The 13,601-nt window shown below is 45.0% G+C and carries 11 protein-coding genes; 7 read left to right on the top strand and 4 right to left on the bottom strand.

Annotated features, from left to right (window positions below; genetic code table 11):
- The first annotated feature begins 11 nt into the window (after positions 1–11).
- The 6 genes from LZT22_RS08055 to LZT22_RS08030 all read left to right on the top strand — a co-directional run bounded on the left by LZT22_RS08055 (position 12) and on the right by LZT22_RS08030 (position 6,776).
- Positions 12–848 (top strand): HlyC/CorC family transporter, encoded by an 837-nt coding sequence (locus LZT22_RS08055; protein ID WP_233924578.1) that lies wholly within the window; start codon positions 12–14, stop codon positions 846–848.
- A gap of 18 nt (positions 849–866) precedes the next feature.
- Positions 867–2,393, top strand: a complete 1,527-nt coding sequence (gene lnt, locus LZT22_RS08050; protein WP_233924576.1) for an apolipoprotein N-acyltransferase — start codon at positions 867–869, stop codon at positions 2,391–2,393.
- 61 nt (positions 2,394–2,454) lie between these two features.
- The gene (glyQ, locus tag LZT22_RS08045) at positions 2,455–3,336 is read left to right on the top strand and encodes a glycine--tRNA ligase subunit alpha (protein WP_233924574.1); all 882 of its coding nucleotides are present in this window, start codon (positions 2,455–2,457) and stop codon (positions 3,334–3,336) included.
- Positions 3,333–5,474, top strand: a complete 2,142-nt coding sequence (glyS, locus tag LZT22_RS08040; protein WP_370635203.1) for a glycine--tRNA ligase subunit beta — start codon at positions 3,333–3,335, stop codon at positions 5,472–5,474. The genes glyQ and glyS overlap by 4 nt, the downstream gene beginning before the upstream one ends.
- A complete protein-coding gene (gene gmhB / locus LZT22_RS08035) occupies positions 5,471–6,037 on the top strand; it encodes a D-glycero-beta-D-manno-heptose 1,7-bisphosphate 7-phosphatase (protein WP_233924571.1) in 567 nt (188 codons plus the stop codon). Before glyS ends, gmhB begins: the two co-directional genes overlap by 4 nt.
- Position 6,038: 1 nt before the next feature.
- On the top strand, positions 6,039–6,776 hold the full coding sequence (locus tag LZT22_RS08030) for a lysophospholipid acyltransferase family protein (RefSeq protein WP_233924570.1): 738 nt from the start codon (positions 6,039–6,041) through the stop codon (positions 6,774–6,776).
- Between the two features lie 26 nt (positions 6,777–6,802).
- On the opposite strand, the gene rsmA is transcribed toward LZT22_RS08030, so the two are convergent.
- From rsmA to LZT22_RS08010, 4 genes are read right to left on the bottom strand one after another with little or no spacing between them, the layout of a single operon-like run.
- Complete coding sequence (gene rsmA, locus LZT22_RS08025; RefSeq protein WP_233924569.1) at positions 6,803–7,618, bottom strand: 16S rRNA (adenine(1518)-N(6)/adenine(1519)-N(6))-dimethyltransferase RsmA; 816 nt, start codon at positions 7,616–7,618, stop codon at positions 6,803–6,805.
- On the bottom strand, positions 7,602–8,621 hold the full coding sequence (gene pdxA, locus LZT22_RS08020; protein WP_233924568.1) for a 4-hydroxythreonine-4-phosphate dehydrogenase PdxA: 1,020 nt from the start codon (positions 8,619–8,621) through the stop codon (positions 7,602–7,604). The genes rsmA and pdxA overlap by 17 nt, the downstream gene beginning before the upstream one ends.
- Entirely contained in the window at positions 8,605–10,128 is a 1,524-nt protein-coding gene (locus LZT22_RS08015) for a peptidylprolyl isomerase (protein WP_233924567.1), read from the bottom strand. Before LZT22_RS08015 ends, pdxA begins: the two co-directional genes overlap by 17 nt.
- Positions 10,125–12,572 carry an LPS-assembly protein LptD gene (locus LZT22_RS08010; protein WP_233924566.1) on the bottom strand — a complete coding sequence of 816 codons (2,448 nt, stop codon included), beginning with the start codon at positions 12,570–12,572 and terminating at the stop codon, positions 10,125–10,127. Before LZT22_RS08010 ends, LZT22_RS08015 begins: the two co-directional genes overlap by 4 nt.
- On the opposite strand from LZT22_RS08010, the gene LZT22_RS08005 reads away from it, so the two are divergent.
- The gene (locus LZT22_RS08005) at positions 12,564–13,595 is read left to right on the top strand and encodes an aminoglycoside phosphotransferase family protein (protein ID WP_370635201.1); all 1,032 of its coding nucleotides are present in this window, start codon (positions 12,564–12,566) and stop codon (positions 13,593–13,595) included. The genes LZT22_RS08010 and LZT22_RS08005 overlap by 9 nt on opposite strands.
- The last annotated feature ends 6 nt before the right edge of the window (positions 13,596–13,601 follow it).

The following is a 13,601-nucleotide window of genomic DNA, read 5'->3' as shown; positions in this document are numbered from 1 at the left end:
ATAATTGGTCTATGCCTGAAATCCAAAAAACCCTGCTCGAACGCTTAAGCGAGTTTCTTAGTCCTGAACCGAGCTCGCCAGCTGAGCAGCGCCGCGACCTTATTAATACCTTACGCGAAGCGCAATTAGAGGGCCTCATTAATGCTGATGCCCTAGCAATGATTGAAGGTGTTTTTCAAGTGGGGGAATTATGTGCCCGCGATATTCTTGTTCCGCGAGCACAGCTAGACTGGATTGATGTCAACCTCCCTATATCTCAAATTATTACTGAAGTGATTGCTGCGGCCCACTCACGTTTTCCTGTGTTTGAAGGCAGTCGCGATAAAGTCATTGGCATTTTGTTAGCTAAAGACCTTTTACGCTACTCTGCCGATGCCGATTTTCAATTACGCGACTGGCTGCGCCCCGCCGTTTTTATTCCTGAATCAAAGCGTCTAAGTGTTTTATTGCGCGATTTTCGTGATAACCGCAATCATCTTGCTGTTGTAGTTGATGAGTACGGAGGTATTGCTGGCATTATTACGATCGAAGATGTCCTTGAACAAATTGTGGGTGATATTGAAGATGAGTTTGATGTGGATGAAGATGCGGATAATATTATTCAGCTCGATAATGAGGTATTACGCATTAAAGGCATTACTGAGTTAGAGCAAGTGAATGCAGCCTTAGGGTCTCATTTTCATTTGGAAAATATTGAAACGATTGCAGGTTTTATTTCGCAACATTTAGGACGGGTACCTAAATTGGGTGAGAAAGTCCAAATCGCAGGTATTGAATTTGAAATTCAACGGGCAGATTCACGGCAAATTCATATTCTTATTGCCCGCCGCCTACCATCCGAGACTTAATTGATTAACTCTAGCCTGTTGCGTGCGCTACTGTGTGCGGTAGGAAGTGGTATTGCCACTGCCTTGCTCGCTGAAGCTTCCTATGGGGGTTGGTGGCAAATTTTAGCCCTCAGTATTTTTTGGTATTTACTGGCTAACTTTCGGCTTCAACAAAAACGCACATTTTTCATTCTCGGTATGGGTTTCGGTTTAGCGTATTTTGTTTGTAGCCTATGGTGGATTTATATTAGCTTGCATGATGTTGGAGGCTTAAGTTGGCTGCTAGCGGGCTTTGGTGTCTTTGCCCTATCGAGTTACCTGAGTCTTTTCTTTGGCATGGCTCTGCTACTGGCTCATTGCATTAGCCAGGCGGCAAAAAAAACTTCCCTTGCAATCTTGCTCAATGCCCTGCTATTTGCTAGTTCTTGGACTTTGCTGGAATACCTGCGTGGCTCATTATTGACCGGCTTCCCTTGGAGTGGTTTTGCTGAAACCCAAATCAATGGTCCTTTTGCGGTAATCGCTCCTTGGTTTGGGGGGCTCGCTTGTACCTTTGCAGTATTTTGGCTTTCCTATCTAATTGCCCAATTACGTCTTGCGCCATGGAAAGTGAGTGGCATGGTTGTTAGTGGAGTTTTATTGTGTCAGGTATTCGGAATTGGGCATTTCACACAAGCCTATGAAAAGCCAATTTCAGTGAGGCTACTGCAAGGTAACTTTGCCCAAAGTCAGCAATTTAATCCGCCTGCGATCATGAGGCAGATTCAACTGTATCTAACTTTAATTGAGGAAAAGTCGGCTAATTTAATTGTCATTCCTGAAACTGCTTTTCCTTGGCCAGAATCCCAATTACCAGCTGGCGCCATCACACAATTGCAAGCATTTGCTCAGGCTAGTGCGAGTCAAGTGTTAATTGGTGTTGTGGGGCAAATTGACGGCGAAAATAATAAAGTCTTATTTACAAATCGAGCGCTGGGCTTAAGTCAAGATCGGCCCAGCTATGTCTACGATAAATCGCATCTAGTTCCATTCGGTGAATTTATTCCGCCTGGTTTTCAATGGTTTGTCGATGAATTTAAAATTCCCTTGAGTAATTTTGGTCGTGGCGCAGTTAATCAGCCACCGTTTTTAATCCAGCCTACAAATTCAAAACCGCTGGGCGCTGCGATTACGATTTGCTATGAAGATGTCTTTGGCGGAGAACTTGCTGCCCGACTGAGAAATGCCACTGCGCCAATTAATCTCCTAGTTAACATGACCAATTTAGTCTGGTTTGGGCATTCACAAGCACCAACCCAGCAACTGCGTTTATCCCAACTTCGCTCCTTAGAAACGGGGCTTCCTAGCATTCGTGCAACCAATACTGGGATTACTGCCATTATTGGGGCTGATGGCCGTGTGCTCGCTCAGTTACCGCAATTTACCCGTGCTGAACTCCAGATGGAAGTACAGGCTTACTCGGGTAAAACCCCTTATGTACTATGGGGAGACCTGCCAATATTGGCATTTTGTGGTGTCTTGATTCTTTTTGGACTAAGTTGCAAGTTAAAACGGCGACTTTCTTAGCTAAGTTGTCTCGGGCGGTTAAAATCAAGGCCTTAGCTAGGTCGATGATGCTTACTTTTTAATGCTTACTTTTCAGCAAATTATTCTTCAACTCCAGGAATACTGGGATCAGCAAGGCTGCGCCTTGTTGCAACCGATCGACCTCGAGGTTGGCGCGGGTACTTCCCATACGGCCACCTTTCTGCGTGCAATTGGGCCTGAGCCGTGGAAGGCAGCTTACGTTCAACCATCACGCCGACCAAAGGATGGACGCTATGGTGAAAATCCAAATCGTCTACAGCACTACTATCAATTTCAAGTAGTTCTAAAGCCAGCTCCTGACAATATTTTAGATTTATATTTGGGCTCCTTAAAAGCCTTGGGGCTTGATTTACAAAAAAATGATGTGCGCTTTGTTGAGGATGATTGGGAAAATCCCACCTTGGGATCTTGGGGTTTAGGTTGGGAGGTTTGGCTAAATGGCATGGAAGTAACCCAATTCACGTATTTTCAGCAAGTGGGTGGCCTTGACTGCAAACCCGTATTAGGCGAAATTACTTATGGCATTGAGCGCTTAGCCATGTATATCCAAAATTGTGCCAATGTATTTGATTTAGTCTGGACTAAGGGCCTAAGTTACGGTGATGTGTACCATCAAAATGAAGTAGAGCAATCCGCCTATAACTTCGAACACGCCAATACCGAATTACTGTTTAGCCATTTTGCTAACTATGAAAATGAAGCTAAGCGCCTCATTGCAGTACCGCTTGCCCTGCCTGCATATGAAATGGTTTTGAAAGCCGCACATACTTTTAATCTTTTAGATGCCCGTGGCGCCATTTCTGTAACTGAACGAGCTACTTATATTGGCCGTATTCGCAATTTATCACGCGCAGTTGCGCAAGCCTATTTTGAGGCTCGCGAAAAGCTTGGTTTTCCAATGGTTCACACGAACGCAAAATGATGTTAGAGCCAAACGCAACCTTAATTTTGGAAGTATTTACAGAAGAGTTGCCACCAAAATCCTTATCTAAACTGAGTGATGCTTTTACTAGTGCTATTTTTAACTCACTAAAAAAGGCCCAGCTATTAAGCGCAGACTCAAAGCCTATTAGCTTTGCCAGTCCCCGTCGCTTAGCAGTGCAAATTAATGGCGTGCTTAATCAAGCCTCTGACTATGCTGTACGGGAAAAAATATTGCCAACTAGTATCGCTTTTGATAGTGCCGGCAAGCCCACTGCGCCGCTCTTAAAAAAATTGGCTTCGCTGGGTTCTGCTGATATCGATCTCAACACCTTAGAGCGGTCTGGCGAAGGTAAAAATGAAACACTCTTTTTAAATCTACAGGCAACTGGTGCGCAACTTACGCCTACCCTACAACTAGCGTTTGAATCTGCTTTGCAACAACTTCCTATTGCGAAAATGATGCATTACCAAGTCGCCCAAAAAAATGGGGACTTAAAAGATGTGGCTTTTGCTAGACCAGTTCACCGGATTCTTGCTCTGCACGGTAAAGTGCCCTTGCACCTAGAGGCACTTGGCATTACCGCAGACCAGCTAACCGAAGGACATCGCTTTCTTTCTAGCGGAGCGCTAAAACTAACGGCTGCTGACGATTATGAACGTGTCCTTGAAACCCAAGGCAAGGTTGTCGCCAATTTCGTACGTCGTCGTACCTTAATTCAACAGGGCCTTACTCAGGCGGCTGGCGATGATCTGGTGTTGATGCCGGATGCACTACTTGATGAAGTAACTGCTCTTGTAGAGTGGCCAGTAGTTTATTGCTGTCAATTCGATCCTGAATTTTTGGAAATTCCGCAAGAGTGCCTTATTTTGACAATGCAGACCAATCAAAAATATTTTGCCTTAACGGATCAACAAGGAAAATTACGTAATCGCTTTTTAATTGTTTCTAATATTGAAACCGTTGATCCCAGCGCGATTATTGCCGGCAATGAGCGCGTCATACGCCCCCGCTTAGCAGATGCGCGCTTCTTTTACAAACAAGATCAAAAGCGCTCTCTGCATTCTCGCCTCGATGACCTGAATAAAGTGGTTTATCAAAACCAGCTTGGTAGCCAACTCGAGCGCATGCGCAGGGTACAAGCAATTGCCCTCCAGATTGCCGCAGACTTGAATCGTCAGGGTCTAGCTATTAATACAGAATGGCTTAGTCGAGCTGCAGAAATTGCTAAGGCCGATTTACTTACTGACATGGTTGGGGAATTTCCCGAACTACAGGGCATTATGGGCCGCTATTATGCAGCGCTTGATGGTGAGGTTGCCGAGGTAGCAGCTGCTTGTGGCGAACACTACCAACCCCGTTTTGCAGGCGACTCACTACCCCGCTCATTAACTGGTACCGTTTTAGCCTTTGCTGACAAACTAGAGACATTAGTCGGTATTTGGGGTATTGGACTTGCGCCTACTGGCGATAAAGATCCTTATGCCTTAAGACGCAATGCGCTTGGTATTTGCCGTTTATTAGTAGAAAAGAATTTAGTAATTAATCTGCCAATCCAGATTGATTTTGCCCGCAGTCAATTTAAGCAAACTGAGGTAGCGCAAAAAGCGAATACCAGTGAAATTTATCAATTTATTGCGGATCGCTTTCCTGCCTATTTGCGTGATCAGGTAGGGCTTGGAGAGGCTTTTACTGCCCCTGAAATTGACGCCGTCTTAAGTCAAATGCCACCTTATTTCAATGATGTTATTACGCGTTTACAAGCTTTGCGCCAATTTAATGCTTTACCTGAGGCTGCTCAACTAGCTGCAGCTAATAAACGCATTAGTCATATCCTCAAGAAAACCCATACGCCGATACCAACTAATTACGCGCCAAAACTACTCGTTCTACCTGCAGAAATTGTGCTTGCAAAAAGCCTAGAAGCCATCCATACCAATCTCGATTTGGCTTATCAGGCCGGAGAATTTGTTGCTTGCTTACAAATTTTAGTTTCTCTGGCGCAACCCATTGATCAATTTTTTGCTGATGTGATGGTGATGGATCCGCAGCCAGAGCTGCGAGATAATCGCTTGGCCTTATTACAACAATTGCATCAAAAAATGAATTTGGTTGCCGATCTCGGTAAATTGGCATGAACCAGCACGCTCCTAAATTAATTATCCTCGATCGTGATGGTGTGATTAATGTCGATCGCGATGACTACGTTAAATCTGCGCAAGAATGGGAGCCCCTTCCAGGAAGTCTTGAAGCCTTAGCCCTACTTACTCAAGCTGGTTACCGCATTGTTATTGCCACCAATCAGTCGGGTATTGGCCGCGGCTTTTATACCCTCCAAGACTTGCAAGTAATGCATCAGAAAATGGCTGATCTGCTTACTCCACTAGGCGGTAGGATTGATAGTATTTTCTTCTGCCCTCACGTTGACGCCGATCATTGCAACTGCCGTAAACCATTGCCCGGCATGTATCTAGAAATAGCTGCGCGTTATCGTCCTGGCGCTAACGAGCCTGTGCTGGCCGACATACCTGTTGTAGGTGATTCGCTACGTGATTTGTTACCTGCAAGTACCTTAGGAGCCCAACTAAATTTAGTCCTAACTGGTAAAGGTAACTTGACCTTGGCTACCGGTGGGCTGCCTGCGAATACAGCAGTCTATGAAAACTTACTCGCCTTTACTCACGAACACTTAAGGATTTAGCGTGATTTGGCTTAAATCAAGCGCGTTTTTTATTTTTCTGCTGCTCTTTACGCTTTTTTTTGGCGGCTTATGCGTCATTATTTTTCCCTTTATGCCAGTTTATAAGCGTTATCAATTTGTTAGTCGGTGGAACAAAATTGTTTTAGTGGTGCTAGAACATCTTTGTGGTATTCGTTATCAAATTAAAGGAATGGAGCACGTAACAAACTCCCGCGATTTACCCGTTGTTGTTTTAAGTAAGCATCAATCTGCTTTTGAAACAATCGCTTTTATTGCTATTTTTCCAAAGCATTTATGTTTTGTCTTTAAACGCGAATTGCTCTGGCTACCTTTTTTTGGATGGGCTCTGGGCATGTTGAATATGATTCATATCAATCGCTCTAATCGCGAAACTGCAGCCATTTCAGTCGCTAACCAGGGACGTCAACGCCTCCGTGATGGTAATTGGATTTTAATCTTCCCTGAGGGTACTCGCACTCCTACTGGATCACACCGTCCCTATCGGAAAGGTGGCGCACGGCTAGCGGTTGCGACCAATGCAAGTGTTATTCCAGTAGCCCACAATAGTGGTCGAGTATGGCCACGTAATAGTTTTTTAAAGTATCCGGGTTTAGTGACGATTTCAATTGGGCCGTTGATTTCCTCTGCTGGCAAAACGGGAGAGCAACTCAATACAGAAGTTGAAAATTGGATTGAAGCGGAAATGCTCAAAATTGATCCGAGCGCTTATACAAAATAAAGGCTGCTGTTAAGGCATTGCTTTTATTAAGTCTGCACTAAACGGCAAGCCCACTCGATATATTGAGCTACGGGTATATCTTGAGCGCGGAGTTTGAGATCTGAGTCACTTAAAGCCAAGCGTTCGCTATAACTCTGTAAATTAGTACGTAACATCTTGCGGCGCTGCGAAAATGCCGCCGCAACGATTTTTTCTAAAGCCCGCCATTCATCTTGATTTAAAGAAAATTGCTGCCGTGGAATCATGCGGACAACAGCTGAATTCACCTTAGGTTGAGGCTCAAAAGCAGTGGGCGGTACTGCTAAGACTTGCTCCAGGTGGTAACGCGCTTGCAGCATGACCGATAGTCGACTAAAGTCTGCACCACCGTCTACTGCTACCATGCGGGCAACGACTTCAGCCTGCAACATAAATACTTGTTCATTGATGAAGGGGGCCACTGAAAGCAAATGAAACAATAAGGGTGATGATATGTTGTAAGGTAAATTACCGACAATCAGACGAGGTCTGCTTTGAGGCAGCGTTTTTTCTTGGCTATTTTCCTTGGTCTTTGAATTCGAATGTTTAGCCCAATTCACAAAATCAAACTTTAGTGCGTCGCCTTCGATAATTTCAATTCCTGGTATGTTTTTTGCCCGCCAATAGGCGACTAAATCACGGTCGATTTCCAGTAAATCTAAGTGGTCAACTTGGTTTAGTAGCGGCAAGGTTAGCGCCCCCAAGCCCGGTCCAACTTCTATGATCTGTGCATCGGCACTCGGGTTGATGATGTTGATAATGGCATGGATAACCCCGTCATCTTTTAAAAAATTTTGGCCGAAACGCTTACGGGCGTGATGCATGAGATTTATTCTGCGCGCGCTGCTGAGCTAATTGAAACGCTAAACGCAAAGCCTCTAGCATACTGCTAGCATCAGCCAAACCTTTCCCAGCCAGATTAAGTGCAGTACCGTGATCTACTGAAGTACGGATGATTGGCAAGCCTAAAGTAACATTAACGCCACTGCCAAAGGCTGCAAATTTAAATGGTGCAAGACCTTGATCGTGATACATCGCTAAAAAAACATCATATGCAGATAAATTACGTGGGTTAAATAAGGCATCAGCTGGAATCGGCCCCGTAACCGCAATTCCTTTTTGTTGGGCCGCCAAAATAGCCGGGGCAATAATAGTGATTTCTTCCTGCCCCAAATACCCGCCCTCGCCAGCATGTGGATTTAAGCCGGCTACGGCAATGCGTGGTTGTTCGATTGCAAACCAAGTCTGTAAATCCTGCTGCAAAATATCTATTGTTTTTACTAAGGTCTCTCGATGAAGAGCTGCAGGGACTTCCTGTATTGGTAAATGCGTCGTTGCTAAAGCCACACGTAATGGATTTGACCTTGCCAGACCCAAGATGCCTGCTGGTATATTCGCACATAGCATCATCACCACTTGTGAACAATGGCACTGTTGGGCTAAATACTCGGTATGTCCAGAAAAAGGGATGCCCGCTTGATTGAGGATACTTTTTTGTATCGGCGCAGTAATCATGGCCCCAAAACGCCCTGACAAACAACCTGCTAGTGCATGATCTAACATGCTCAAAACATACGGTGCATTTTCTGGATTTAGTTGACCTGCGCTAGCTGGCGTTTTTAAAGAGATTGGCTCTAATCGTAATTGTTCCGACCAAGGCAGCGGTTTTTTTTGCTCAATCGCTTTAAATAAACTAGGGTCACCTAATAAGGTAATACTTACCGCATCATTTTCTTGGAGAAATTGTTTGGCTGCTGCTAAAGCAATTTCTGGGCCGATGCCAGCAGGCTCGCCCGTAGTAATGACAAGCTCAAGGGGCAGCGACATTATCGGTATTGATTAATTTCACTGTAGCGTTATCGCGAAGTTGGCGCACCCAATCTTGATATGCTTGCTCAATCTTCCGTTCACGTAATGCCGCTTTGGCAAATTGACGTTGTTTATCTACTGTTAGCTGCGCTTCTCGTCGCTCGACCACTTGAATTAAGTGCCAACCAAATTGACTTTTAACTGGGCTACTAACCTCTCCAATTTGTAAACGGTTCATGGCTTGTTCAAATTCAGGCACTAAATCGCCAGGCCCCATCCATCCCAATAAGCCGCCGTTAGCAGCCGAGCCGTCTTCAGAAAACTTTTTTGCTAGCTCACCAAAGTCACCTGTCTTCGCTTTTATCTGTTCACGCAAACCATTCAACTTTCTTTCGGCATCGGCATCGCTAAAACCTGCTCGAGGACGAGCTAAAATATGACGAGCCAAAGTTTGGGTCACCATGATATTTTGCGGGGCGGTAGGTTCCGCATTAGCAGACTCACTACTGGTAACTGCTGTGGTGTTTATTGGGGGGCGTTCAGATAAAGAACGGCGGTCTAAAACTTTTAAAATATGAAAACCAGCAGGGCTTTTAAGTACAGCAGTTGCCACTTGTCCTGAACCTAAATTACGGACTGATTCATAAAAAATTTGTGGCAATCGGTCTGGGGTTCGATAACCTAGCTCTTGAAATTTAATCTTCGAATCTTCTTTTGCTGCTTGAGCGCCAAGCTTCATAAAATCGATATCTCCGCGCGCAGCTTTCAAAATAGTCTCGGCTTTTTTTCGGGCCTCGGTTTGGGCTCCCAGCCCAGCGCTGGGATCGACCGGAATAAAAATCTGTGCCACATCAATTTCTTCGGGGCCAGAACCTGGCTTTATAGGCTCTTGATTTTGTGCGGGGGGAGAGTTTGCTGCTGCCGCCATCACTTGCATACGCTCGATAATATAATTATCCACTTCAGCATCAGAAATTTTAATTTGCCCCTCTACTTCACGATCGCGTAAACGCGCTAACACTACATCGCTGCGCAAAATATCGCGGTATTGTTTCAAGCTCATCCCATTTTGAATAACTTTTTCCCGAAACTCGGCAACGGTAAGTTTATTTTGTGCGGCAATTTTGCCAATGATCGCATCGAGCTCTTTGTCGGAAATAATAATTCCCGTACTTTCTGCCTCTTGAAGCATAATTTTTTCAACGATGAGACGTTCTAAAACCTCTTTACGAAAAGTGACTGGATCAGGTGGTTTTTTACCGCTCTTAATCATTTGAGCCTCAATCTCAATGACCCGATCATCAATATCCTTACGCGTGATATAGCCAGTATTCACAATTGCTGCTACGCCATCTAAATTACGCACTTTACTAGTAGGAGTAGGGCTTGCTGCGACTACTTTATTAGCCCCAGGAGGCGGGCTGGTTTTAGTACTATTTTGCGCAAAAGCCAAACCGCATCCAGCCATCAATGTGCTGAATGCAAGTCGATACAAGAGCGGTAATAAATAGGTCTTTACAATCACTTATAGTTTTCAAAAGAGGATGGCGGCAAGGCCTGAGGTGCCGGTTTATATCCGGGAATATTTAGTTTCATGATGTCAACTGGGTTGTTACCAATACCGCCAAAACCTTTAAATTCTAGTTGGAATAAAATTTGGGTATTCGTGGCCGCATTGGTTAATACTTGTGAATATGCCATGCGAATAGCCCAACAATCTTGGTCGTATTCTACTGCCGCCATGGTATTGAGGGTTTTACTAGCAAGGGCATCATACCCCCAACGTCCCATTAGCGAAACATGCTTGGTTATGGGCCATTGCCCATAAGCGCTATATTGGTCAGTGGTCGTGGCCCCAGCAGAAACGCCCGGCACCGGCACCGTCCAGACATTACGATATCCAAAGTTAATTAAGCGTCCAGGCGTTGGGTTCCACCCTGCCCCAACGCTTGATTGCACAAAGCGGCTAAGCTGGGTATTGAATTGCCCAAATAGATCAAGATTAAAGTTTCCGGGTAAGCGCACCGTACCTGCACCTAAAGTATCAGAATAGGTGGAAGGATTTTGCACGGTGGTTGAGGTTGACACTTTTTGCCCCTGAAATTGCTGTTGCTGAGCTACTATGACAGTGGCTCGCTCTGCCCCAGTTTGGGCGTCCAGTAAACGACTGGTTATACCCAAAGTGGCTTTATTGGCATCGGATACGCGGTCATTACCAATAAACGTATTGGGGGCAAATATTTGTGAAATACCAAAACCTTGGTCGCCTGTATCAAAGTTAGGCACATTGCTTTGGTTCACATAAGGGGTGTAAACATAATAAGCGCGAGGCTCTACTGTTAATAACATGTCTCGACCAAAAAACCCCTTTAATTCTGTGGCTTCTCGCTCAAATGCCATGCCACTATCTAGGGTAATAGTGGGAATAATAAAACCTTGTGCTGGGGCAGCGCCTGGGGTTGAAGAAACTGCGCTGTAATTATTTGCCTGAAAAAAGATCTTGGGGGTAAGGTAATATCCAGGCGTAGTTTGCGAAGCACTAATGCCCCCCTTTATTACACTACGCGAAGCATCACTATAAGGGCCAGGCGCTGTACCGGCTAAATTGCCAGCTATGTTGTATTGAAAGCGCGTGAAATCGGCATTGAAATATGCATCGGGCCCTTTAAATGTTCCAGTAGTAGGTAAATTTAAAAAGTTATTTTTAATATACGAGGCTTTTATTTCAGGCAAAATATTATATGGCGCGCCTACAATGCTCGCGGGATCAGGCTGTAAAGTTTGAAAAGTTAAAGTGCGGGCCGTGAAATTCCAACCCGTTAATGCACTATTTCCCGGCATCGCGAAGCTCGTGCCAATCTCTTGGCGAAATTGCGTTGATACGGCTGCTGCGATTGAACGTGAAAAATCAATTGGATAGGTGTTGTCAGAAACTTTAGCCACATTAGCGTAGGCATTCCATCCTGGCAAAATTGCCTCGCGATGTTGTAAGTCATATTTCCAACGTAAGGAGTTAGTTAGCCGATCATTCAGAATATCGGCTTGTAAAGCGCCAGTATATTTTGGTTCTAGGTAACGTAAATTCCCACCCAACTGCAGACCGCGATTACTCATATAGCGAGGCAAAATTAATAAGTCACGATTCGGCGCAATGTCCATATAGTAAGGCTCGGTTACATCGATGCCATTGGTAGTGCTATAGCCAGCGACAGGCGCTAAAAATCCAGAGCGACGTTGATTTGATGTAGGCAAACTAATGTAAGGCAGATACAGCATTGGTACATCAAAAAATCGCATTACCCCATCTTTAACCGTCATAGTGCGCTGCTCTTGATCTAGATCAAGTTGACTAGCACTGAAATACCAATCGAGATTATCTGGTGCGCAGGTGGTGTAAATGGGTTGTTCTAATTGATAGGTGTCGGCAGACGCTACGGTTAATTTTTTCGCCCGCCCGCGGACGCGGCTATCACGAAACTCATATGTCAGATCCTCCATCCCACCCTCGCGAGCGTCTACGCGCAACCGCGCTTTGGGCCCCATGAAAACAGCAGAATCTTTGACTAACTCTACATTGCCAATTAAGTTGGCTGTGTCGGAATCGGGATCATACGTAATTTGATCAGCTTTCATTACGGTTCCGCCGCGACGAATTTGTGCCCGCCCCTGCAATTTCATTTCGCGCTCGACTACTCCATCGATCGCATCGCTAGCCGTAAAAGTTAGCGCTTGATCATCGGGAATGGGTTTGCCAAGGCGCAATTGATCATCAAATTTCAAGCCCTTTTGATAGCCTTTATCGGGAAATAAAGTAGTTACTGTTGGGGCAGCAGCAGGGGGTGGAATGACCGCAGTTTGGGCCATGGTTTCGGCTGCCAAACGTAATAAAGTCGCACCCAAAATCAATCGTACGCTGGGTGCAAAATGAACGGGGGCGCAAAGGCCGGCGCGACGGCGATAATGACTCATAAATCTAGACTCGACTTATTATACGAACCGACCATGCTTGACTCTCGCTTATCTGCACTAGGCCAATGGCTAGGGGCTTTAGCCATCCCCTGGCAGCTCGATCTGGACTCTTTGGCGCCAGCTTCGGCAGATGCTAGCTTTCGCCGCTACTTCCGCATTCGGTCTACAAAGGCCAATTATCCAACTCTGATTGTGATGGATGCGCCACCCGATAAAGAATCCATTGAACCCTTTATTAGAGTAGCGCGTTTATTTGCCGAGGCCCAATTAAATGTACCCCAAATTTTGGCTGAAAATTCACCAGCTGGCTTTCTCTTACTCAGCGATTTGGGCAGCACCACGTATTTAGATGCGCTGACACCAAACAATGCTGACAAACTGTATCGCGAGGCAATCACAGCCTTAGTGCAATTGCAATTAGCTAGCCAAGCAAATATCTTGCCAAATTACGATAGCGAACTTTTGCAACGCGAACTCGATTTATTTCCCGAGTGGTATTTGCTGCGTCATCTACAAATGAATTTCAATTCTAAACAGCAAGACCAATTAAGTGCTTGCTTTAATCTCCTCATAAAAAATAATTTAGCGCAAAGCAAGGTCTTCGTCCATCGTGACTATCATTCACGCAATTTAATGCTCTCGCCGCATCACAGCCCCGGAATTTTAGATTTTCAAGATGCGGTTTATGGGCCTATTACTTACGACTTAACTTCACTTTTACGCGATGCTTATATTCAATGGCCAGATGAAAAAGTGCTTGATTGGATGATTTTTTACTGGGAAACTGCACGAGAGGTTGGCTTAGCGGTGCCACCAGACTTTGGGGATTTTTTTCGTGACTTTGAATGGATGGGCTTACAACGTCACTTAAAAATTTTAGGCATTTTTGCCCGCCTAAATTATCGCGATGGAAAAAATGCTTACCTAAAAGATATTCCGCTGGTGTTGCACTATGCGCAAAATGTTGCCAATCGATATATCGAATTTAAGCCCCTTGCGCATCTTCTTGCAGCGCTGCACTAATGGTTA

This window comes from Polynucleobacter sp. IMCC 29146 (assembly GCF_021395195.1).
In the GTDB taxonomy this organism is placed as follows: domain Bacteria; phylum Pseudomonadota; class Gammaproteobacteria; order Burkholderiales; family Burkholderiaceae; genus Polynucleobacter.
The sequence above is the reverse complement of the archived record's forward strand: the minus strand, read 5'-3'. Positions and strand labels throughout refer to the sequence as shown.